19 protein-coding genes are annotated in these 24092 nt (G+C 42.8%); 11 read left to right on the forward strand and 8 right to left on the reverse strand.

Annotated elements, in window-relative coordinates:
- Position 1 precedes the first annotated feature (1 nt).
- From ACJBF3_RS21115 to ACJBF3_RS21135, 5 genes are all read right to left on the reverse strand, one after another.
- Positions 2-1273 (reverse strand): type-F conjugative transfer system secretin TraK, encoded by a 1272-nt coding sequence (locus ACJBF3_RS21115; RefSeq protein ID WP_000592092.1) that lies wholly within the window; start codon positions 1271-1273, stop codon positions 2-4.
- Complete coding sequence (locus tag ACJBF3_RS21120) at positions 1273-2061, reverse strand: TraE/TraK family type IV conjugative transfer system protein (RefSeq protein WP_000783153.1); 789 nt, start codon at positions 2059-2061, stop codon at positions 1273-1275. The genes ACJBF3_RS21115 and ACJBF3_RS21120 overlap by 1 nt, the downstream gene beginning before the upstream one ends.
- Before the next feature lie 11 nt (positions 2062-2072).
- Positions 2073-2423 (reverse strand): type IV conjugative transfer system protein TraL, encoded by a 351-nt coding sequence (locus ACJBF3_RS21125; RefSeq protein ID WP_001447770.1) that lies wholly within the window; start codon positions 2421-2423, stop codon positions 2073-2075.
- Between the two features lie 17 nt (positions 2424-2440).
- Positions 2441-2794, reverse strand: coding sequence for a hypothetical protein (locus ACJBF3_RS21130; protein ID WP_000423602.1), 354 nt, complete (start codon positions 2792-2794; stop codon positions 2441-2443).
- A 1148-nt stretch (positions 2795-3942) separates the two neighbouring features.
- Positions 3943-4818, reverse strand: a complete 876-nt coding sequence (locus ACJBF3_RS21135) for a RepB family plasmid replication initiator protein (protein ID WP_000594611.1) — start codon at positions 4816-4818, stop codon at positions 3943-3945.
- A gap of 476 nt (positions 4819-5294) precedes the next feature.
- Between ACJBF3_RS21135 and ACJBF3_RS21140 the strand changes: the two genes are divergently transcribed.
- From ACJBF3_RS21140 to ACJBF3_RS21155, 4 genes are all read left to right on the forward strand, one after another.
- Entirely contained in the window at positions 5295-6347 is a 1053-nt protein-coding gene (locus ACJBF3_RS21140; RefSeq protein ID WP_001065778.1) for a hypothetical protein, read from the forward strand.
- Positions 6348-6366: 19 nt separating this feature from the next.
- Positions 6367-6567 (forward strand): hypothetical protein, encoded by a 201-nt coding sequence (locus ACJBF3_RS21145; RefSeq protein ID WP_000594930.1) that lies wholly within the window; start codon positions 6367-6369, stop codon positions 6565-6567.
- Positions 6564-7280 (forward strand): zinc finger-like domain-containing protein, encoded by a 717-nt coding sequence (locus ACJBF3_RS21150; protein WP_000838219.1) that lies wholly within the window; start codon positions 6564-6566, stop codon positions 7278-7280. The genes ACJBF3_RS21145 and ACJBF3_RS21150 overlap by 4 nt, the downstream gene beginning before the upstream one ends.
- 234 nt (positions 7281-7514) lie before the next feature.
- Positions 7515-8369, forward strand: a complete 855-nt coding sequence (locus ACJBF3_RS21155) for a hypothetical protein (RefSeq protein ID WP_000970401.1) — start codon at positions 7515-7517, stop codon at positions 8367-8369.
- An 8-nt stretch (positions 8370-8377) separates the two neighbouring features.
- Here ACJBF3_RS21155 and ACJBF3_RS21160 read toward each other — a convergent pair whose 3' ends face one another.
- Positions 8378-9190, reverse strand: a complete 813-nt coding sequence (locus ACJBF3_RS21160; protein WP_001121574.1) for a Dam family site-specific DNA-(adenine-N6)-methyltransferase — start codon at positions 9188-9190, stop codon at positions 8378-8380.
- A 369-nt stretch (positions 9191-9559) separates the two neighbouring features.
- On the opposite strand from ACJBF3_RS21160, the gene ACJBF3_RS21165 reads away from it, so the two are divergent.
- From ACJBF3_RS21165 to ACJBF3_RS21185, 5 genes are all read left to right on the forward strand, one after another.
- Positions 9560-10723, forward strand: a complete 1164-nt coding sequence (locus ACJBF3_RS21165) for a hypothetical protein (RefSeq protein WP_000114860.1) — start codon at positions 9560-9562, stop codon at positions 10721-10723.
- A 247-nt stretch (positions 10724-10970) separates the two neighbouring features.
- Positions 10971-12662, forward strand: a complete 1692-nt coding sequence (locus ACJBF3_RS21170) for a DUF4942 domain-containing protein (RefSeq protein ID WP_000096325.1) — start codon at positions 10971-10973, stop codon at positions 12660-12662.
- Positions 12659-12835 carry a hypothetical protein gene (locus tag ACJBF3_RS21175; protein WP_000070862.1) on the forward strand — a complete coding sequence of 59 codons (177 nt, stop codon included), beginning with the start codon at positions 12659-12661 and terminating at the stop codon, positions 12833-12835. The genes ACJBF3_RS21170 and ACJBF3_RS21175 overlap by 4 nt, the downstream gene beginning before the upstream one ends.
- 60 nt (positions 12836-12895) lie before the next feature.
- A complete protein-coding gene (locus tag ACJBF3_RS21180) occupies positions 12896-13339 on the forward strand; it encodes a hypothetical protein (protein ID WP_001805248.1) in 444 nt (147 codons plus the stop codon).
- Complete coding sequence (locus ACJBF3_RS21185) at positions 13326-13607, forward strand: hypothetical protein (RefSeq protein ID WP_000535423.1); 282 nt, start codon at positions 13326-13328, stop codon at positions 13605-13607. Before ACJBF3_RS21180 ends, ACJBF3_RS21185 begins: the two co-directional genes overlap by 14 nt.
- Before the next feature lie 57 nt (positions 13608-13664).
- Here ACJBF3_RS21185 and ACJBF3_RS21190 read toward each other — a convergent pair whose 3' ends face one another.
- Positions 13665-14291, reverse strand: a complete 627-nt coding sequence (locus ACJBF3_RS21190) for a hypothetical protein (RefSeq protein WP_000966518.1) — start codon at positions 14289-14291, stop codon at positions 13665-13667.
- A gap of 372 nt (positions 14292-14663) precedes the next feature.
- Here ACJBF3_RS21190 and ACJBF3_RS21195 point away from each other — a divergent pair, with 372 nt between their 5' ends.
- Both ACJBF3_RS21195 and repHI2 read left to right on the forward strand, forming a co-directional pair.
- Positions 14664-17120, forward strand: coding sequence for an Ig-like domain-containing protein (locus ACJBF3_RS21195; RefSeq protein WP_001232713.1), 2457 nt, complete (start codon positions 14664-14666; stop codon positions 17118-17120).
- Between the two features lie 1107 nt (positions 17121-18227).
- Positions 18228-19316, forward strand: a complete 1089-nt coding sequence (gene repHI2 / locus ACJBF3_RS21200) for an IncHI-type plasmid replication initiator protein RepHI2 (RefSeq protein WP_000159528.1) — start codon at positions 18228-18230, stop codon at positions 19314-19316.
- 2077 nt (positions 19317-21393) lie between these two features.
- Here the strand turns inward: repHI2 and ACJBF3_RS21205 are convergent.
- Complete coding sequence (locus ACJBF3_RS21205; protein ID WP_000681217.1) at positions 21394-23814, reverse strand: Ig-like domain-containing protein; 2421 nt, start codon at positions 23812-23814, stop codon at positions 21394-21396.
- Positions 23815-24092 lie beyond the last annotated feature (278 nt).

The following is a 24092-nucleotide window of genomic DNA, read 5'->3' on the forward strand; positions in this document are numbered from 1 at the left end:
ATTATTTTCTGATTAGACTTGGTCTGGTTGTAACCCGGGCCTCGCGTTCCTTGAACAATTTATCCCGGACTATGTAAAGCTCTGTTTCTTCTCCCGGTTGCAGGTATGCTTTATCAAATAAAGCACTTGCAATAACGCCTTCTGCCATACACTGCTGATCAGCAACGATTTGACCGTATGGTTTATCGTTTTTCACAAGAATTACATCAATAAGTTCACGTGAGCCAACCAGTCTCTGACCGAGCTTTGCATACATATTAAAGTTACATGGTGACTGCTCTGGCGCAGGAATACGAGAAAGTCGGTCCTGTTGTAAACTGAATCCTGAAGGGACCTCACCAAGAGCCACAGGAGTCAATAAATCAATGATTCTTTGTTTATGATCGTCTTGTTTTGGATCCGTTGGAGCCAGTTCTTCTGACTGGGAGCGGGCCAACATTTCCTCATAGTTTTGCTTATCCAATGAGGTTTCACGTTTGGCTTGCATAGATGGGCTTAAAGATGTAGTAACTGAAATCATCGCACCGGGAACATCAAGCGGTACCAGGGTCAGGTTATAGGTCGATTCAGGTACCTGATCTTCAGACAACATAATCCCGATTGGTTTATCGGTATTAGTTGAAATAAAGACATCGCCACCATTAACAAATATGCTTGCCTCTTCAGCAGGGGTAGAAGTACTGACAGAAGCATTCTTGAAGCTGGTCGATATTCTGTTTTGAAGTCCTCGTGAAACTGGCAGTACCACATTCCCACCAGGCGGCACATTTACACGCTGAACTTCTTTATATCGGTTACGAGCTTCGACATAAAGTTCATCGGCTTTTGACGTGGCGGTCGCATTGGTTGCATTCTGCTGGGAAGAGGTACCTGTTGGTCTCCCATAGCTATCAATTGCACCAGATCGGGTCTGTGCGTCAAATCCGGGGAGACTAGGATTATTTGATAATGCTCCAGTAATAGCGCTTACCGCAGGCGAAGCATTGCTGGCTGGGGAAAGTTGCACGGTAGGGAGATCAGTTGTAGGTTTTTGTCCCTGCGCATTACCGGCTTCACTAAGGTTTGTTTGTGCACCTGACTGTTCAGAACCAGCTTGACCCGGAATAATGGCTTTTGCAGCTCCATTCTGAAATCCGTCAGCACCAACTGGCATTACAACCGGGTTATTAATTGTTGCTGGCAATTGGTATTCTTCAGCGATTACGCAGTTCGAAGTCGTGAGCATGATCAATGCTGTAATTGCGTTGAAGCCTAAGCCCTTTTTTTTAATCATCACTTGTTACCTGTAGACGGTGGCGGATTATCCAGCGTTGCCAGTTGCTCTTTGCCGTTTATCGTAATTTTTTTAATATTCGGTGTTCCGGAATATTGATTTACATATGCAATTCTTGGGCGACCATTTTTCATCCCGAGAACCCATTCATAAGTCCATTTCGATGATTCAGTTTTGTCCGGAACATTTACAAGTCGAGTCGTTTTGGTACCCCAGACATAGACCATGTCATTTTTTGGATCAAAGTAAATATCATTAGGCTTAAAGGTCTGCTCAACACCACGAGCCTGCATGATATTTATCTGCTCCTGTAAAGACTCACTCGTTTTAGCCTGTAGTTCAGGTGAAAGGGCATCGAGGACATAGGCCGTCACAAAGGAAATATTAGTTGGATTAATATTCCCTAAAAGGGTACTAAAAAAGAGAGCCCATTGTGTTTTATAAGATTCCGATGCTTTGTTACCAACAACCGTGATCTCTTCATTCATGTTTGGAGGGGTAACAATCGTCACTGGGTCAGTGAAAAAAAGAATCTTTGCAACCAATAACCCAATGACGGCTATTGAAACAGTATTAATGCGGATAAGTTTTGTATCACGATTAATCAGGGCGCTGTATGTAATTCCAGCACCTGACGCTTCAGCTTGTGGGCTAAATCGTTTTTTAATGTCCAAAAAACGTCCCTTAGCACTTTCATCTTTCTTTACGTATGACTGTTCAAGATCACCGTTTTCATCCTTTTTAGATTTTTTGAAAAAAGGGATGTTAATGCCACTTAGCATTTTCATTCATAGCTCCATCAAGAATACAAATCTCTGATAAATGGATCGTTGAAATAACGGCTACTAAAAACTGCTTTACCTGGCAAAAAACCGAGCCACCAGAGTTTGTGTTTTAGCAATCCTCTTATTCCTGACTCAGCTGCTTTGTTATACGCAATCCAATACACAACCGCTGCTACAACAGAAAACCCGAAGCATTCGAAGATATTCCCAAATGCAACCAGAATGAATGCAAGCCCTAATTTTTTGGCATCCCAAAACAAAATCAGTAGAGGCATGTTGATCCTGAAAGGGAATCTATAGGTATGCTGAGGAACGTCGTTCTGCTTACTCATTAAAAATCCAGAGAGGGGGATGAACCCCCTCATGCATGATTAACAATAAATTACAGCGGTACGCCAGCATCCATAAAGGTGCTGATAATTTTCTCGCCGTTGGCCATTACCAGCATCATGAATAATGAAACCAGTGCCAGGCCCGGGTTAGGCTTAAGGACAGAGAAATATACGCTTGAGATCAACATCGCGGCTGCCAGAATTTTGCCCGGAGCTCCAGTCATACTTTCACTCATGTATGACCAAATATCTCCCAGTGCCCCATCATCTGAACCCGCATATGCCAGACCGCAAAAAAGCACGGTCAGCAGAACAAACAAAATCACTTTTGCGCTTTTTGTTTTAAAAAGTGCAGCCGTGTTAGATTTCTTTTCACTAAGGCCAATATTTAAAGAAAGTTCCATAATTACTCCGTGTAGATTTGAGTTCACGTAAACGCGAATGAATAATACTTTTTTATTCCGATCCTTCCGTTCGCATAAACCCCCTTTTTTTAACGTTTAGCGATTGGTGAATTTTTAAGCAAAGGGCCTAAAGCATAATCTTTGAAAGGTACCAGTGAACGCTTAGTAAAAGTTTGAAAGAGGGGAGGGGGTAAGATTACGTTAAGCTCAATCCTGAAGCTGATGAGACTCCTCAAGCATAAAAGTCACTTTTGATGGTTTGAAAAGCTCTAACTAGATATCGGGCAGGTAACTAAGCTTCATATCTAATCTTTTTTGTTCCCTTATTATCTATCTCTTGATTCTGAGAAGGCCGCATATCACTGTGCTCCCTGGTTCGGCAACTATCAGTTGGAGAAACTACATACAATCCTCGGGCCGGTGCGTCATTCATCTAAATGCCTTTTACACCTCTGGGCGTGAGTGGGACTTTGTCTTGTCCATACGAACATCATTCATTCGAATGCTTTTGGCCAATGCTATTTAAGCAAATGCTTTCTGGCTGAGTCCTTTTGCGAATGAGTCTTTGATATAACTGCATGAATTTTGGGTTGTTTGGTGTACTAACAAAACAAAGGCATTTCTTTGAATGCCATTGGAGTTGTGATGCTTCTGATATTTTTTTGATCTCATATCAAGCACATAGTCCTTCTGATGCCCAATGTCATAGATGTCTTGGACCATTCTCGCTCTTAACAAAGCTGAACTGTGTGTCATTCGACCTAATGCCATTCACCAAAATGCCTTTTTATACCACTGCATAGCTATGCTCGGGATACAGTGGCAAACAAAAGCATTTCAATGAATGAATTTTTGGGATACCGACATCAAAAGCATTTGTATGAATGTAAGAGGCGTAATCCACAAAAGGCATTCACGTGAATAGAGTGCGCACGAAACCATCTTGCTCAACGGCATTTAATGAATGGGCTAGCATGTACGCTTGAGTCAGAAAGGCATACAGATGAATAGTCAGGAGTTCGTTTGAAAAGTTACTTTTTTGCACATTAAGCCGAGATGTAAGACCAGTAGTAAAAGAAGCACTAAGCATAGCACTGATAAATAACTTATTTTTCAGCAGGTTATAACCAGTGCATACCAGATAGCTTTCAACCTTGTTTGGCAAGGGCCAGCTTAGGGCTTCTTTTGAAGATCTGAAATTGTATGTCGCGACCTTTCTTAACTTCTTGATAATCGAGATATCCGATAGATTCAAGTTCCCGCATTGCTTTACGAATTATCTGGTTTTGCGTACGAATAGGGGTTGTAAGAAGCAACCTTTCCCTCAACCGTTTCATATTAACGAACAACGTACCAGCTGGCATTGCTTCAAAATAAATATAGAGAGATTGCGCAGCTTCTTTTTTAGCCAAAATGTATAGAACCTGAAGGCTTAACAATGTCTTATGGTCGTAACGATACAGTTCCCACATAGAAGGATCCCCAACCAGCTCAACAGTATCGCTTTTTGGATCAATCATAGCCTTCTGCACCAGATGCGTTACTGTGAACCGACCACTACGAGAGTCTGAGAAGGCAAGCACTACCGATGCAAGGTTCATTAATGACTCTTTAAAGCGCGCACGAGTTCGTTTGTTGATGTTTGTTGAACTGATACCACACATCTTCGCAAACTCGTTAAAAGTCAGGCTAATCTTCTCGGAAGTAAAACCATATTTACTGAAAGCCATGATGATCCCGAGCCAGCACTTAAAGTCGGTAGACATAGATAGTTTGACACCAGTTATCTTGATGTCGTCATAACCCTCCGATCTTGCAATTTCCATACACGAAAGCTCATCAGAGGCATCAACTTCAAAGTTTCGGTCGCGGTTTTCTTTTGTGCCGACAGGGGTAAATACACTCAATCTCAGCAGGGCCACGGGCTGAACCGACTTGGACGAGTTAGGCGTCAGTTGATAAGTCTTACCTGATTCATTACTGGTTACGTCAAAAGGATGGATTAACTCGTTGTTTTTAATCATTAACTTAACTCGTCGGTGATAAGATTTTCATTTGGCAAACTGTTTATAACATATTCTTGCAAATGCTTTTTACGCATTTACCTAAATGCCATAAGCATTCCAGTAAATGCCTTCCTTATTCATTCAAATGCTTTTCGCATGCATCCGAATGCCGGATCCTTTCATAAAGTTACTATAATCAATGAGTTAAAGATGCCGTGATCTTTACTTGAACTCTATTGATCTTTAGTGATCTAAAGAATTGATCTAACCTGTTGAAAACAATGATAAGTCCATATAAAACAAGGAATAGCGCTCCTTTATCAATATCTACAGATCGCAAACGGAAATGAAAGTGGGTTTACTATCATTGTTTTATTCAAGACAGTTTTTATTTTAATTTTATTAAGCAAATTTTTTGAGTTTACCTTTTAGATGTATCAGCCCTATTTGGCAAATTTGAGGTTCATGTATCATGTAGTAAACAGGAGGAAGATATGAACAACAGCAAACATACAGTCATTGAAGTGGATACTAATCTAGTTGAAATTGAAAAGGGATTTAATCCCCGAGAGGCGGTAATCGGAGATTTGTGTTACGAACAAGAACCTGTCAAATCGATGATTGTGTCAATCAAACAAGCCTTTAAGGAAGGAAGGCAGGTTGATATGATCAAGGTCGTAAAAAGAAAAGGTAAATATTTAGTTCGTCAAGGTCATACTCGTTTTCATGGCTTAAAATTAGCAATTTCTGAAGGTGCTAATATTCCAAAATTATCTGTTATCTTAATCGATTATAAAAACGAAATTGAAGAATACCTTGAGAACCTCGATGGTAACAGAAGCAATGGGCTAAATCCGGTTGGGCAAGCTCATGCATTAGCTCATGCTGTTAGTCTCGGGTATTCGGTTGAAGAACTAGCAATGCGATATCAACGATCAACTACCGCAATTCGTAATATGCTAAAAATCCTTGATATGCCATTAGAGCTTCAACGTTTGATTAGCCTAAATCTAATCAAAAAAACGCTCGCCATTGAAATAATGTTAAAATATTCCAACGATCACAAAATGGTTTTAAAACATATAGAAGGTTTCTTACCTGGCGTTAAGAATATTGAGACTACAACGAGCAAAATTGTAGGCATACCTGAACACAATGCAGCTGGAGCAGGACCAGACACCTTAAATAAAGGCGGACCAGAAAAGAAAAATTCGGCAGTCACACGTAAGACTTTGGGTATTAAGCGCCTCTCGCATAAGAAAACAGAACGGCTAAAATCTGAATTTCTTGAGCTTGTGGAAAGTACACATACGGAATCTATAACGAATACTCAAACAGAACTAAAATTTGGTAGAGATAGTGCACACTTGTTCAAAAATGTTGATAGTAAAAATGTAATATTTTCTGATGATGGTGTTCAAATAATCTTGAATGATGAAAAGCTAAATATTTTATTGTCTTTACTTAACGACGAAAATACAGCAATCATTCTTTCTAAACCAAAATTAGAAGAGCTTCTGGAAATTCGAGATCTCCTTAAGGAATAAAAACCCGAGGATTAGTTGAGTGATTAAACCTATAAAGCTGACTCTTATCGATAATTATAATGATTTGCTTCTAACTCATGAAGTCCTTAAACGCAACATGGAAGAGTTAGAACACGGTAAACGTTTTGACCAATTTCCTGAAGGGCATGACCACTATGAAAAAACTGTGAAAGAAGCTGTAGCAATCGTAGAGGCACGTTTGGAGGTGTTTCGAAAATGAAATCTCTTTTCTTTACTCTTGATGGTCATATGGTACCAGCCTCAGTGAATGTATCCCTTAACGGAGATGGAAATTATTATGCACCTATCGAAAGAGAATGTAACGAATGTGCGGGCACAGGCCACAAAGGGGCTGATGTATGTGAAAAGTGTCATGGGGTGCAAACAGTTGGACCCATTATTGAAAAATTAGTGGTACTAGAGCCAATTACCTTTCTCGATAACATTCCGGAACTGCGTGTTAACCCAACACTCGAAGCATGGAAATCCAGAAACCACGTACTTATTGAGAAAGCAAAAAAGGCTAACACTAAGTTTTCTAATAGTATATTGGCGCAACTAGACAATAACCGTTTTTTGACAGAACGCCAGCTGGATTGTTTCTTTACAACCTTTGATGTGATGTTGTCTGAAACTCCGGAAAATGAACAAGAAATTTTAAAACATAGCTACAATATCGGCCAGGTCATAAGCATTGAACTAACATTTACTGAAGTCAGGGCCGCGTACGCAAAAAGTAAAGGGAGTTATTTTTTTACATTTACTGGTAAAGTTAGAAATGACGGGATCGCTTTAACGGCCGATAAACAGGATCACATTTTATTGGGTGAACGTTATCATTTGACTGGAAAAGTCAGAAAATTCTATGATTTTGATTCGAAAAATTATGCTGCAATAACAGTTTTTAAGTTAAGTAAACTCCAAGACAGTTAAATGTTTTACTGCTTAAATATAGAGCCAAGACTTAAACTGTCGTTAGGACTCACTCACGTAATATTGTTGCTTACGCAATGGGTTTTATCCCTCATAAAGATCTGCGAGTATAAATCTTTTACATTTAAATTCCCCTCTATCACAACCTTTTCAATAGTAAAAAAATGATAATCTTATTAATTATAATTTTTAATTTTTTGTATACCAATACCATACAGTTAAGGCTAAAAGGTGATGATGGAGATGGACTTTAAAATGCACAATGATCTGGGTCTCGGTTTCATTTGTAAAAATGCAAGAACATCGTCAAAGCCAACGTTAAGAAAAGTTACTTTTCCGGTAAGCGCATATGAAACGTCTAAGCTTTCTTTAACCGGTTTTCAATGCCCCACAGCCTGCCGATTTCCTTTTTTTGTGCTATGCATGATAATCCATAACCATCTTTCGTCTGCATGCCCTATCAACCAAAATGAATGTTCAAATCATATATCGCAATTTTCTATCGACATTAAAGTACAAGATTGGCTTAGCCGTTCAAGAGTAGCGTTTATTGATTTCCATAATCTAAGAAATACAGATAAAACCACATTAATAACAGTGGAACATCTTGAAGCTTTACTTACTGTTATGTCAACTACTCTTGTCGCTTACGCTCCATATTCAAAAAAGAGACTTAACTTTAGCTTTCTAAATTCATTTACTTTGTCTAAAACTTCTCAAAGTTACACATTAACTTTCCCGGTAGTTCTCAGTCCGCTTTTAGATGCTCTTGGCGGTTTCATTCAGGAATGCATAACCGAAAAATTGTTAAAACGACGAAATTCGAATTTCATGGTTTACGAGTATCTTAAACGTTCAGGCCAGAGCTCTCATAAAGTGGAGGACATTAATAACGACTTACAGCTTAAAACTCTAAATATAAGACTTATGAGCGTCCTTACTGGGCTTTCTCAGCAAGGACTCATTTCATTTATTTGCGAAGGAAAGAGGGGCGACCGGAGAATAGAAGAGCTTCAGTTTATACCTTATGTTCAACGAACTCACCCTGAGGTATTAACTTTTCAGGAATGGATTAGCCCCGTTGATTAGAATTAACTCTATTTCAGCACGGCCAGTATTTCTGTTTCCGTTTTCCGTGTATTTGGCTTACTTCCTACGGATCGGTAAGCGCTGAGTCTGTGTATGACGAATCCACGCTCTTCATAGAGGCCCAAAGTGAATGGTGTCAGGCTATTTGATATCGCAACAGCAGCGCCTTTTCTGTGAGCGTCAACGAGCATATTTGCTAACAGCACGTGGTCGCTTTGGCTGAACGGTTTACCATCGTAACTGACAAAACTAGTTTTGCTTGTTTTGTCATATGGCGGATCACAATAAATCTGATCTCCTTCGCCGGTTGCGGCCAGAGTCTCCTCAAAACCAGCGGTGATCAGTTCAATACCTGAAAGACGAAATGAAAGGTAGTCTATTTTATTGAAGTCAAGCTTCAGTTCTGTATGTTTCCCCCAGGGCACTGAATAGATTCTTTCTGAGTTATAGCGGCACATACCGTTATAGCCCAGGCGATTCAGGGAGTAAAACAAAGCCGCTCTTTGAAGCGGTTGACCAGAAATACAGGTTTTGTTGAAACGGTCCCTCATCTCATAGTAGTCCTTTTCGACAAAGGTTTTATCCGCTAGGTTTTGGACCTGATTTATAAAGTTAGTTTTCTGTCTTTGAATAGTCCTGTATAGGTTGATCAAGTCTGGATTGCTATCTGCAAGCAATGCATTTTGTGCAAACATGTTCAGAAAAACGGCACCACCGCCTATAAAGGGTTCTACCCACCGGCAACTATGATCGTGTGGGTAGTGATGGCTGATGAAAGGCATCAGTTTCGTTTTTCCACCAGCCCATTTGATTATCGGCATGTGTCTGAGATGTCGAGTCAAAGTGTCTATACCTGAGAGAGAAATTTAGGTGCTGGTATCGTACCTAACCACGGGCTTTAACTAATAACTTAGGGAGCAAAAAAAAGTTGTTTAAGACGCACAGTTTTGACTTTCAGCATTGCGGATTTATAAGATTTTTCCTCACTGATACCTGAACTTTATGTTTTGGATTTATGTCTTTGTTTATGAAGCGATTTTGATGCCATCACAAGAAATGGGGAGCCCTCTTTTTTTGTGAAAAATCAGAATAGGCTCAAAAAGTACCTTTTTTGCGAAAAATTATGGATTTTTTTTTCGGTAGTATCCCCGCTACGCAGAAAGTAAGCAGAAAAATGTAACGGAGCCCCTATGAGTGTTTTACTGACAGAACCTACACAGCAAGCTAATGACAAGGTCTTTAAAACGGCCCATGTTGCCTTTTCAGTAGTTACTGGCACAGGTCGTTACGTCACTGGGCTTAAACAGTTCCGTGATGCAAACCCTGAACTTTGTACTGAAGTAAGTGACCAGAAAGCATGGGCTATCCACCCTTCAGTAATTCAGGTCACGCCAGGCTTCAACTCCCGCGAAATGGGAATGGGTGACGATTACTATAAGCTCCCTGAGGTTGAAGAACACATCTACAACATCAAGAATGCCTACATTCGAGGTGACTATGTAGACCCTATCCGAGTACGTGTCATTGATGGGGTACCTTTTGTTCGCCAGGGGCACTGCCGTTTAAAAGCCGCAATGATGGCATGTGATGAAGATCATGACATCACAATCCTTTGCGTTGAGATTAAAGAAGATGAAATTGGCTGTGAGCTCGCGACCATTGATGGTAACCGTGGTCTTGCGCTTTCTCCTGTTGCGCTTGGCGAGTCCTATCGTCGCCTACATTCTCTTGCTGGCTGGTCACTCGAACGAATTGCTCAACGTGAAAATAAAAGCCCGACGACCATCAGTTCTCTTATCCGCCTGACAACCTGTTCTGTTGTTATCAAGAAATGGATTCATGCTGACGCTATTTCGTATGTTAACGTGCTTTCACTGATCGATGAGCTCGGTGAAACAGAAGCAATTTCACGTATCAAGAAGATGATCGCGGAACTTGAGCAGGCCGATGCGAATGGCATCACGGTGAAAAAAACCCAACATGGTCAGGTACGAGTCAGACCTTCAGACTTCAAGCCAGCACGGATTCCGCCGGTTATTGCCACAAAAGCCGTAGAAGGCGTCAAACTCATCACCACCAGCTTATTACAGAAACTGGGGGATATTGAATTGCCGGAGATGACAGATTCAAGTGCTGACGAAGAAATCAACATTACGTTGAACCGCAGTACTCTGGAGATGCTGAGAAATCTTTCAAAAGAGATCACAGAATCAGAGAACAAGCAGCTTCGCCGTGCGGAGAATCGTCAGGCAAAACTTAATGGTGAGAAGCCAAAATACCCACGTAAAAAAAATGCTAAGAAGGCAGGGGAAGAGACCGATCAGGATACTGACCCACAGCCGGACGCAGAATAATTTACTTTTGGCAAAGTGTTGGTTTTGTCAGAGTCATTAAGGATTCAGGCTTTTTGCCCGCCTTTTTTAAACCTCCATGTATCGTTCTTGCCCCGTTTATGCGGGGCTTTTTTTTTGCTTCTTTCTATGAGTTGACATCTTTAAGTTTTATTCAGAGACATAAAAAACTTTTTCGTGTCACTGAACCTATTAGGTTACAGAGCGACGTTGCTATCCTGGTAAAAGTTTTTTCTAAAGGACCGGTAAAATGTCATCTCTTGATTCTGAAGCTAAACCCGATAATGCAGGTCACAGCGTACTGGCTTTAACAACCTCTCATAGCCTGGTGGTTAGCTCTTCTGAAACATTTCTTCCAGATATGCGCAAAGAGCTCGGCATTATCGCGGATCTTGTTGAGTCCTATAATGATGAACTCTGCTTGTTGAAACACATGGCTGTCCAGTTCAAAACCCACAATCACCAGAAACTTTATTCTTATCTCTCAGGCTACAACCACAGTATCTCTGAAGCGGATGCCTTGTTCGCGGAAAACGCTCTGAGATCTGAATACTGGAAACGCGTTATGGCACTCACTGATGTTTTGCCTATCATGTCGGATGCCAAACGTAACGAATGGGATAAGCAGTTTACGGCCGACCGCTATATTATGCCGCCTCAGGTGATCCCTGATTTCACAGCTGACGCTGTAGTAGGCACAGTCGTTGCTTTGCTTAATGACCGCAATCAATTTATTAAAGAAAGGGTTTACGACGTCTTCCAGTCTCTGAGCCGCAGTCATAAGACAAACAAAGCTTTTGGGTTCTCCACCCGCATGATCACTACCGGAGTTTGCGAGCCGTCTAAATACCCCTGGCAGAAATTAAGGGTGGATTTTAAAGAGTCTGGCATTTCACCACTGAGCGAGCTCCGCGTTATATGCGCATTCTTCCGTGGCGAACAGGTGAAGGCGATCCATAACACCAAATCATTGGTTGAGGCGTTGGTCGAACATGAGGGGTTCAGAAAATGGATCTGCATCGATGGCAACAGTATTCGTTTCAGGGTTTACAAAAATGGATCAATGCATATTGACGTCCACCCTGATATCGCCGAGCGGCTTAACAATATTTTATCAGCTATCGTACCGCTGGCATTACCTGCCGACCGCATGGCTCATAGCAAGAAATCTTTGGAGGCATTCCCTGTACTTAAGCAGTGCATCGACTTTGATACCCGGATGCAGCTTTCTGAACTAATGTTTAAAAATGACGGGGACAATAAATGGAGTTGCTGGACATCTTTAGGGTCTCTCGCCGAACGCAAATCTTCGAGTGTTGCCGCTGACACCCTTCGGTTCTTAGGGGCAACAGTAACAAAATACGATGTGACATTTTCCTATGATCCGTGTGAGGTTATTCGTTACATCGGCCAGATAGGGGAGATGCCTGATATTGTATCGCATCAGTTTTACCCTTCATCTTGCCGAATCAGCGAATATGTATATTCCCTGCTCGGTGCAGGGGAAGGGGATACCCTCCTGGAGCCTAATATTGGCCATGCGGATTTGCTTAAATCATTCCCTGCCGGTGTGATCGTTACTGGCATCGAGCTTGATACTTTGAATTGCCTTATCTCCCGGGCTAAGGGATACGATACGACAGAAGCTGACTTCCTCACATGGTCTAAGTCTAATCAACAGAAGAAGTTTGATTATGTCGTGATGAACCCACCTTTTGCCGATAACCGGGCCAGGCTGCATCTCCAGGCAGCTGCATCTCATCTCGCAGCCGGGGGATCTCTAGCAGCCGTTCTTCCATTATCTCTTCAGGGGCTCGATAACCTTCTGGGGGAAGAATTCCGGACGGAATGGATGGACGTTTTTGAGAACGAGTTTGAAAACACGACCGTTTCGGTTCGCATCCTGTACGCCGAACGTATTCAACAAGAGGAAGTCCTATGAGCAACCAACCCACCAGCCTGCCAGAAGAAGATATTGAGTTTGTTATGGATACCTTTCAGAGGAGCATGGGTAAATCCAAACCTGTCAGGGATACTCAAATAGAGGGCGAGAAACCGCAAAGTAAAGAGTCCGCAAACTCAACTGAAAACCCCGGTTATGAAGAATTCTTTTAATTACGCTCATGATATCCTGGTGCAGTTATTTAGAATGATATTTGAGGGATGGGGGACATTGTGATTAAAAGGCGTAACATTCGACGATCAGTTTATGGATTGCTTATTGTTCTTATCGCCGGAAATGTGTGGTTAGGCCTTAGAGCTGATAAAATTCATAAAGTGCGTTATCAGGATTTCTGGTCACCGGCAACTGTGATTAAAGTAACTGTAATGCCTTCAACGAATGAAATCCAGCTCAGTGGTAAAATCCCTAAATCGGTAAGAGTTTCAAACAATTATGTTGAGTACTCGTTACCGGGCACACTCTCGGACAAGACCATTTACCGAAGCGTGTTAGAAGATGAGATGCTCACTTTGCTTAATGCTGGAGGTCAACTTGAAGTTAAATACACTCTGGACAAGCAGACAAATCGAACTAAGGTATGCACTAAGTGCTTACGGGTGATTAAAGATATTAACCATCAATATTCAGCCACTGAGGTAAAGCATGGGCAGTCCTAAATTTGAAATTGCTGAGCAAATTAAAATGTGGATCGTTGTTTATCTAGTTTGCTTTTTAGCACTTTACTGTGTGTTAAGCGCTCTACATGCGCTTTATGATCCGCTAAATTTACCTGCCCTGACGTGGCCTATCAGCTGGTTCGTGGTGCCTGAAATGACAAGTTTTGGCAGTGCATTATTAGCTTTTGTCCTAACGCCAGGCCTTTGCTCTATAATTGCTGTTTTATTCGGTAAGTCTACCTTTAAAAAAGCTAAAACAAAAATATAGAGTTAATTAGATTGGTGGCTCAGGTTTATAAAACCTCTCACTAGAGAGGTTTATTTATTATTTTTGACTGAGATTAACAGCGTTTTCCATAAATGTATCAATAACAACCGTAAGAGACTGGCTGGTACCATGGCTATACTCAGGCCAAGGTAAAAAAGGATATGAAGAATACGCCATCAACATGATACTGGTTGGGCAACGCCAGTCCGTTGGAACACCTTTACTGTAATGGACAATCATAGCCGGGCGACTACAATCAATATCTCCAGCGTTTTTATCGAGTACGAAAGTAGCCAGAACGCCGGTGTCCTTCTGGGATACGAAAACAAGGCTGTCAGTAAAAATAAAGGCCATTAAGGAAGAGGCCAGGAAAGCGCCAGTAAATAAGGACTTCTTCTCTTTCCAAACGCGTCGAGCATATAACCCCATTAGCGCTACCGCTGAAACCATTCCGGACCACTGAGCACCCAAAGAAAAATCTGTTACTGTTTTAGATGTCATACTTTCATTAATAGTAATCATTGCGACAATGAATGGTGATGCAATTCCAAGTGTTGCTAGGACTATCAGCGATATTTCAGACCGGTTTTCTTTAGCGGATCCTTTACTTATTGCAGACATTGCTCTGAACATAACGAATGTACTGTTGAGCATCAGAAAACAGCATAAGAGCATGTATAACATTGGGTTTCCTCAACCTAGAAGTGATGGTTACCCTGTTATTTTACATAAATTTGACTCAACAGATGCTTTTAAAATCTCGCTTCCTTGAATTTAAAAACATATCAGCACAATTGGCAAACATAAAGGAGCAGCGTCTATCAAAAGTTACTTTTATGATTGGTTGAATACTCATTTTGAAGGCTAAAATCCAAAAAAGTGGGTACAAAAAGTTACTTTTGCGTCATCCAGATGCACTGCCGCCATTTTGCATTCTGTACGTTGGTTGCTTTCTCACTTGATGTCTCTTTTAACAGGCAAATTATCACTTTATCCGACCGGACCTTGTAGGCTGAATCCGTAGAATAAGGCTATAACCTATTCCCGGAGCATCATATGCGTAAAACTCTAATTGGCTGCATGGTTGCAACTGCCCTTGCTACTGTATCTTCGGCACATGCTCAGGTATTTAGCTACTCATTTACAGATACCAATAAGGCTGTTCGGAATATTAAGCCTGCAACACAAACATATCTTAATCCCGCTGGTGTTTTGACTCTGAACTTGATATCGGGTCTTGATCGGTACGAGCGAGTGACGGTCACACGAGACAGCGATAAAAAGGTTATGTATTCCTCCGTCTCGACCAAAACGAGCGTTGCAGATCGTATCGTTGCTGCCGATGGAACAGAATACTATGGAAAGGATATGGTTCTACCGGCGCTCGGAGAAGGGACCTTTACTGTAGTCAATGAAACTCTGGATATTCGCCAGACTGTAGTGAGCACATCTACTTATCATTTCATCGTTGATACAACTCCTCCACGCTATAAGAGTATTTATCCGAGTCAAAACGCAGGTTACGACATGGTACTTTCTGGGCCACTTTGGGAGTTGGGCCGAGGCGGTAGTGGCCAGTTTTCTATATTTGCAGACGGTATTGAGGATGCTAGTGGAATTGCCAAGATCCGTCTTGTCATTAAACGAAGTAATGGTTCTGTGGTCTCCGACAATAACCTGAGTTATGACACAGCCAATAAACGTGCGTTCTATCCGTGGATTAAAGATATGAACACCCAGGCTGGCATGCCCTCAAGTGATCTTGATGAAGAATTCACCTTCAATTTCATCGTTACGGACCTGGCAGGAAATACGCTTAACATTCCTCCCCAGCGGTTTTTATATGACGATCAAATGGGAGAATTTACGCCATTTGCAGTTCATGACTCACGTGTAAGCACCAGTGTTGTACCCGGCATTTCTTCGGGATACGTCCCGTTTAAACGAGGCCTTACAGTGCTGGAAAACCCCTACAAGTTGGTTATACGTATCCCAAGAACTAACTGGAAGCCATATCGAAATGGTGGCATGAGCATTACCAATAACTATGGCGGAGTACAGGTCCTTTCCGAAGATGCCACCTATGTCTACGTGGAAGTTAAGCTGCCACAGGGTGCCTTAGATGGAAACTACTATAGACCTGTGAATACATATCAATGGTCTGGAGGAGATCTTGGTCAGTATGCCAGCTGGCTCAACTGGGATCCTGCCTCTGTAAAGAGTCCGGCTTGGGGAAGTTCACCCATAGAACGACAAAAGGCTGATGGAACATGGTTCAACAGCGTAAACTGGAACCTGTTCAAGGCATCTGATATGCCTATAAAACTTACTAATATCCGGTTCAATGTACAGGCTAGGCCATATGATCAAAAAATCACTGGCGGAGCAACATGCAGTATTCCAGCTGGCTCAACAACCTGTACCGTCTCTTTGCCCCAGGATATTATAAATGGCACTACCGGCTATCTTCATAGTGGCTATGAAGTAAGGTCAACCACCGAAGCAACCTTCTTTGCCCCTATATGGGAGAATATAGCCTGGCATACACTGGGTCCCTCCGTCACTGGATTTGATTACATTGAAACCACCAACATTCTCCAGGTTTACGTGAATCAACCTGGAGATGGTTCATATTTCGACCATGTTTATGTAAATCGAGTTTGGTTGTCAGATAAAAACCGTAACAACGCAGAAATAAGCGTAACCGGCAAACAAACAGGTAGAAATATGGCGTCTGGGAACTACACGTATGAGTTCAACATGAAAGAGGTACCAGAAGGCAGTTATAACGTGGTAATTAATGCCCAAGATACATTCAACAATACCGGTAACCTCCCTTATCAAACTGTTGTCGTTGATAATACAGCACCATCTGTAAGTATTAGCTACGAAGGAAAACCGATCAGCAAAAACGTAACAGTATATGGGCTGGAGAACGTCCGTATACAGCTCACCGATGCTCTAACTAAACCATCCTTAAGCCGTATGACTCTTCGCGGTGGCCCTGTTTCTGATGCGGTGGAATTGTCTTGGGTGAATCTGGGAAACAACCTGTATGCACCTAATTATCCCAAGATCTTTCCGTCTCTTAATGAAGGCGAAACATACACTCTCACAGTTCAGGCCAAAGATGAGATGAACAACGTTAAAGAAAGCTCAGTCGAATTTAACTACCTTCCAAACAATCTCGTCAGGCTAGAGAATCTGAAAACCTTAGCTGTCAATGCTTCTCTCAAAACATCTGACAATACTCCTCTGGCTGTTCTGTATGCCAGCCAGCTGCGTAAAAAGGATGGTTCAATCGCTACAGGGCTTCAGGACGCAGTGCTTACTGTCCGTAAGGACGCTGCATTCGGCGTGACTGTAAATGGTGTTTCTGCGATGCCAGGTGAAAGCAAAGAGCTTCAACTGGATTTGGGGCTCGGGGACAGCCGTAGCTTTCCTATTTTCCCTGCTGTATCCGGCCTTACAGGCAGATCTGAGTTCATGATTAACATTGAAGAATTAAAATAAAGCAGGGCTGTTTTGCTGAAGCACAACGGCCGTCTTCTGATGCGCCGTAGCCCATGTTGTTGCAAATCAGTCCGACGTTCATTGCGTAAGTAACGCTTACTGCGGACCATGGTAGTGATTAGACTCACTACCATGGTCATTTCACCACATATCTTCTCTGCATTGCTCTTGTTGGGCAGACTAGTAACTCGTCACTAAATTGCAGCTTTTGTCTTGCTAAGTCGCTGGTATAACTGCACTACGAAATCGTCAAAAGATTTTATCCCTCATGTAGATCCAATAAATGATCCCAAAGGTGCCAGAGAGTACAAAGAAGATCCCGGTACGCTGTAGGCCGCATGGTTACTGGGCTGGAGCATTGTCACTGACAACAGTAGCGACATAAGTGACAACGGGAGTGACTTAAAAGACAATGGTAGAGACTATTTCGACGTTGGTAATGATTTTAAGTGACAATGGTAGTGAGGTTAGACTTAAACTTCCACTGTAAGGTAAGGTGACTCGCATTATTTAAATAAATTATTACTTTCAATTACTTGCGACACGAGTCTGCATGTATGCTTCTATTTCTCAAAAATTTATCCACCGAAAATGCCTGTGGCTGTGATTTAGCTTTGACGACAGTTTTTATCAGGGAGGCAAGTTGAGACCTGTATAAGAACTAAGCATTTATTTATCCCCATTTTCCACAAGGTAGTTCCAATAATTAGTACCTTAGTGTTCCTGATAGATCAAAAGAGATCCCCGCTGCCTCCAGGCCAGACGGCACAAGGCCTGAGACGTGATCAGTGACAACAGTAGTGATTATTTTGACATTGGTAGTGATTATTATAACGTTGGTAATGAGTTTTTTGACATCAGTAGTGATCAGAGCGACAATAGTAGTGACTTTTCATTAGATCTTTTTAACTTGATCTGATCCGTTGTTGATAAGAGTTGCAGGTCATTGTATGCAAAGAGTTTTTGCCAAGTTTTAATGAGTGGAGTCGTTTTTTTAGGTAGAACTTATGCACAGATATGGATCATCACAATGATCCATCCAGTGACATAGAGTTCGCTGGGGCTTACTATTCACCAATCTGTTTACACATTCAGTGATAACTTATTATGACTAAAGAGAAAGATACTGAGCAGCAGGACCTGGTCACCAGGGCTTTCTCTGTTAGAGAGAAAGAATCAGGTAAAGACATCATTTTGCGTCCTAACAGCAACCGTACGGTGCAGTCTATTGCTTTGATGCGGCTCGGGCTGTTCGTCCCATCACCAAAGAGTGTGGGGCGTCAAAATCGGGAATATAAAACGGTTGGCTTTGACGCAACGAAAGAGTTACAGACGCTCTCTTTAATGGAGAGCGAGGGGTTCACCAATATTTCAATTGTCGGTGAGCGTCTTGATATGTCAGTAGATTTTAAGACGTGGATGGGCATCATTCGAACCTATGCCAATCATCCGATTAACAATGACACGATAAGCTTAAAATTCACTGAATTCCTCAAGCTATGTACGCCTGAAAATTATCGCTCATCTACAGCGTCCAGAAAACGTATAGACGCCTCCTTACGCAGGTTAGCATCCGTTACCTTGTCGTTCACCAGTAATAACTCGTCCAAAGTCTATACAACGCATCTGGTACAGTCTGCCCTGTTAGACCCGGAATCAGATCAGGTTGTCCTTCAGGTTGATCCTAAGATTTTCGAGCTCTATCAATACGATCATAAGGTTTTGATGCAGCTGAAGGCAATTAAGGAGTTGGCCAAGAAGGAAAGCGCCCAGGCTCTCTATACGTTCATAGAGTCATTACCGCCAAATCCTATACCGATATCCCTTACTCGGCTGAAAAATCGTCTGAACCTCAAAACACGAGCAAATAGTCAGAATGCTACCGTGAGAAAGGCTCTTGAAGAGTTGGCATCGATAGGATACCTCCAGTACACCGAAATTAAGAAAGACGGAAAAGTATACTTCCAGATTCATAAGCGGGATCCCGATCTGAATTTGAACAATACTCAGCCTCCTTTAGAAGTGGTTGAAGATGAAGAAGAGAACTCAGGGTCTTCTGTTTTAGAAGGTGAGTTATGCCCACCAGCTGACCCGATAGACGGCGATGATGTTCTTACCGTCCATGATTTAACCGCTGAAGAACTGCGCTATATTCGTAGTCTTCGAAGCCAGAAAAAGAACAGCAACGCCAGCTAAAGTTAACCCGGCGGTTCAGGCTCCGGGTGCTAAATTACTTCTTCGATTTTCGTTAGTCCCAGCCCGCTCTTTCACGTCAACGGTAATGAGTCAAAAGTCATTACCGTTGTCATTGTTCTCTACCACCCTATGTAGATCGAGATTGCGAATTCAACGCTTTCTCCTGAGTCACCTGTTAACACCCGGTTTCTACGCTTTACTTCATTGGCCAGTACATCCAACGGAAAATATCGTAACGGGGTGACAATGGCAGTGAGTTGACCCACTCACTACCATCGACATTCAAATCCCGGCTTCTCTGGTAGCTATAGTGACAATGGTAATGATGTGTACCTTACTGGCATTGTCATTGTCCTCCGAGTGTGCGTTCAGCTTTGGGAGGACACCGGAACTTAATGCGGCGAGTCACGGCCATTGTGAATCTCGATTGGATTGGCGAATACGGCTTCCGGTTGGGCCAGATGTCAATGGTTATGCTTCATCCAGCTCATTACTGTAGTCATTGCCGTTCAGCTGAGCTGATGCTCCTCTCATTCTATGTGGCGACAACGGTAGTGAGCCCAGAAAGTGACTACCGTTGTCATGGCCGTCCAGTAGAGCGGGTCAACCTCTTAAATCACAGGGTGACAACGGTATTGAGCCCAGAAAGTCACTACCGTTGTCATGGACGTCTGGTTAAGCGGATCTACCTCTCAATTCACAGGGTGACAATGGTAGTGAGCCCAGCAAGTCACTACCGTTGTCATAGTCGTCCCGTTGAGCAGATCAACCTCTTAACTTACAGGATGACAACGGTAGTGAGCCTATTAAGTCATTACCGTTGTCATTGCCATCCAGAAGAGCGGATGATCCTCTCAATTCATACGGCGACAATGGCACTGAGCCCAGCAAGTCACTTCCGTTGTCATAGCCTTCCAGAAGAGCAGATGAGCCTCTTAATTAACAGGGTGACAACGGTAGTGAGCTCATTAAGTCATTACTATTGTCATGGCCGTACAGCTGAGCTGATCATCCTCTCAATTCACACGCCGACAATGGTAGTGAGCTATTAAAGTCACTACCATTGTCATAGACGTCCAGTTAAGTGGACCATCCTCTCAATACACACGGTGACAACGGTAGTGAGCCATTAGAATCACTACCGTTGTCATTGCTTTTCAGGTGCACTGATAAGGCTCTCAATAGACACGACGACAATGGCAGTGAGCAATTAGAGTCACTTCCGTTGTCATTGCTTTCAGCTGAGCTGATAAGGTACGTCATTTACACGATGACAATGGCAGTGAGCCAATCGAGTCACTACCGTTGTTAATGCCGACCAACCGAGGGAAGGGTCCGCTCAAAGAACTGAGTGACAACAGTAGTGAGATCATCCAATCACTACCATTGTCAGCTTAAACCTGTAGGACGAAGAGGCTTGTCCGATAAAATGACGACAATGGAAATGAGCCTATCCATCACTACCACTGTCATTAAAGTCCAGCGGTTCAACGTTAATCAGTAGCTCCGGATGACAATGGTTGTGAGTCAGGCAATTCCCAAGCATTAAGTGACAGCAGCGTAACACCTCTAAGCTCACTCCTGTTGTCAGGGGTTAGGGTATTGAGTCTCTACCGTCGTCAGTGTTTCTGAGACACCAGTATTGCAGATCACTACAATTGTCACTTAAGTATCGACGGGGGAATAGATGCAAGTGACTGGCTAACCAGTACCAGTTTAGATTCAAAACGATCCCATCTTTGTGGATGCACTTGAGTAAGCTCGTATGACGATATGTCAGAGAAGTGACAACGGGAGTGAGTTGCCGGACTCACTACCGTTGTCATCCCCGGTTGAAGGAAGAGGATCCCCGGGGCTGTATATTTACCGGGTATCCTTACTCAAGGGTTTCGACACTCACTCCCATTGTCGTAATCAACGAGTGTGCATTGTCTTTTAAAAGCATCGCTGGAAACGTACGATTAAAGTAACTTTTCTTTCGGTTCTTCCTTGCGAATCTCTGAAGACGTACTGGCTGATCGGAGTCAAGGAGGGCAGTAAAATTGAAGCCGTCAGTTTTACTGTCGGCTCCGGGTAGTTACTTCAACTCGTCGATCTGAATCATGAATTCTGAGGTGCCAACTTTCCCATTTTCGGAAGGATAAACGGGTAACAGAAGATTATCCCCCTGGCCCATATCTATTTGCACCTCAACTGACTCACCTGGAGCCGCCTGTGCCCCGTTAAATTTAATACCGAAGGCTGCATCCTTCCGCACAGTCAGCGTTGCGTTCTGGACCCCTTTAGCAATTTCTCCATTTGTCTTACGCAGAACGTTAGTGGACAGGTACGCAAGGGGTACGCCATCTGTCGTTTTGAGAGGCGAACTGACCGATAATGTGCGTAGATTATGTAACTGCACAAGGTTATTCGGTAGATAACTGAACTTCTGAGTATAGGTTTTGGTATTCGACTGACTATCGGCAACTGTTACGCTAATTGAATAATTTTCAGATGGTTCGAAATTTGGGAACAGCCTCGGATACTCAGGCATGTATGTATCTTTGCCTGCCGGTGACCACGTAAGCTCAACGTTATCAGCTGTGGGGCCACCTACGAGCTGAAGACGGGTTATCCTCGGGGTTGTCAGATTATCTGCCAGAGCGATCCTGAGGTTCTCCAGGCCGTACACTACCGTATCGTCTTTTACCGGCTTTCCGTCGAATGTTATGGCCACTGTCGGAGGAGTGTTATCCAGAGCAATTTCTCCGAAAGTTTTATTGGTCTGGTTCTGGAAGAAGTCCCTGATGTTGACCTCAACGTTGTATTTTCCTTCAGACTGACGGGATAAATCATAAGCAATCGTGTAGTTACCTGAGATACGAGATTTGATTACGCCTGTGGGTGACATCCGGGTACCGGTGTTCTTATCGGAAAGATAAAATTCCCTCAATGAGACCGAGTCGAACCAGTTACCATCGCCTTCAAGTGACGCCAGTACATCCAGCTGCTTGTTAGTCTCGTCATATGATATCGAGTTTATTACCGGCAGTTGTTTATTGTTCCAGCGTGTCATAATCCATTGCTCAGACCGCAAAATGGGATTGCTGATGCTGCGAACGAAGTAAAGGATCCTATTGTAGCCCTGGGTACCCAAGGCCATATCAAACGTCTCAGGCGCTTCACACGAGGTTTTTCCTGCCGGAATGGTGCAGGTCGCCTTACCGCCGATCTCTTGTGCAAAGGGCCGGGCTTCAACGTTAAAACGAAGTCGGGAAATTTTAATTGGCAGTCGTGATGAAGCCACACTCTCAAAATCCTTCCACTTAACCCAGTTCCCCTTATCATCGAGGAAATCTACCCAGGTACCCGCAAATGCAGGCGTTTGGTTTGCAGATGGGTTTAGAACGAGGCTGTATGACGGATAATACCCTCCCCACTGGCCAAAGTTCGCCATACGAGCCATATCCCCATTAATTGAGCCATAGGGAAGAGTCATTTCAACATAAGCATAAGTGCTGTCTACAGCTATCTCTTTGGGGGCGGAATATTGATTGATGAACTGAAGCCCACCTTCTGAATAAGCACGGTAGTTAGATTTTGGGATCCGGTAGACTAATCGAATAGGGTTTTCGTTAACGACCATACCGGCTTTGTAAGCCGGATAATTAGAAACCCCGGGTACGACGCTGGAAGACGTATTTGGATCATGAACGGCCCACAGTGTCATCTCACCCAGCGTGTTGTCGTAGCGAAATTTTTGAGTTGGCAGCGTTCGGCTATTACCTGCGTTATCGAAGATAACAACTTTTGCAGTAAAGTCTTCATCCAGGTTGCTGTCTGGTATTCCGGTTCCCTTAACTGAATTCTTAGAGTAAGTGTGGTACATCTTTTGGCCGGATACGTCATACTGCATCTGTGTAGTGCTGTAGAGGCTACCGTCCTGCCTGTAAATATATATTAGGCCCTTATCAATACCATTTGCATCACTTACGCCCGAAGAGGTGAAGTCATACTGCCCCGTTGCCTCTAATCCAAGCTTCCACACGTCACCAGCGGTAGAGCCAGAACCAGTATTAGCGGTAAGAGCATTTGCCGCTGGAGGGGTGACATCAATTAGCCAGTTATAGTTATAGGTCGCTACAGGCTTCTGATTGAGATCTAACACGTTTATCTGAACGACAAATTTGCCTTCACCCAAAGCAGGCAAAGTTACTTTTTTGCCGTAGAACTCACTACCGTCAGCAGCTGTTAGTCGGTCTGATACACCCGTCCGTGTAGTCGTAGTATTAAGAATGACAGTTCCAGTGTCTTTCGTGACTTTGACATTAACGAAACGATCAAGACCTGAAATAAGTGTCAAAGTTACCGGTGATGCCGGATTAAGCATAAGACGAGAAGACGGGGCGTGGATCTCAATACCGTTCGTGTCTTTAAAGGCCGATTCATATATCTGAGCTGGGGCCTGAACAGACATACCGAGTCCGGCTACAGCAGTAATAAAAGCGAGATGTTTCATTCTTATTCCCCTTTAGGTTTGGTGTTATTTTAAGCTTTTCCTAAAGGTCACTATGTTCGTAAAAGTATAAAAAACTTCTCCATATGGTGCTCGAAATTACAAATCTATAATTTGCCTTTCGACAAACCTTATTGTGCGTTCAGGACGGAAATCTTTCTTTTTGGAATTACATCTGACATTTCTGTGGTGTCCAAACTGGCAACGATTGCAAAACTTATAACATTAGCCTGAAACTATCGGCATCCACATATCGCATTAAGTGATGCTTTTACTTTGTG

Source organism: Enterobacter sp. PP-008-ECC_S150 (assembly GCF_045257065.1).
In the GTDB taxonomy this organism is placed as follows: domain Bacteria; phylum Pseudomonadota; class Gammaproteobacteria; order Enterobacterales; family Enterobacteriaceae; genus Enterobacter; species Enterobacter chengduensis.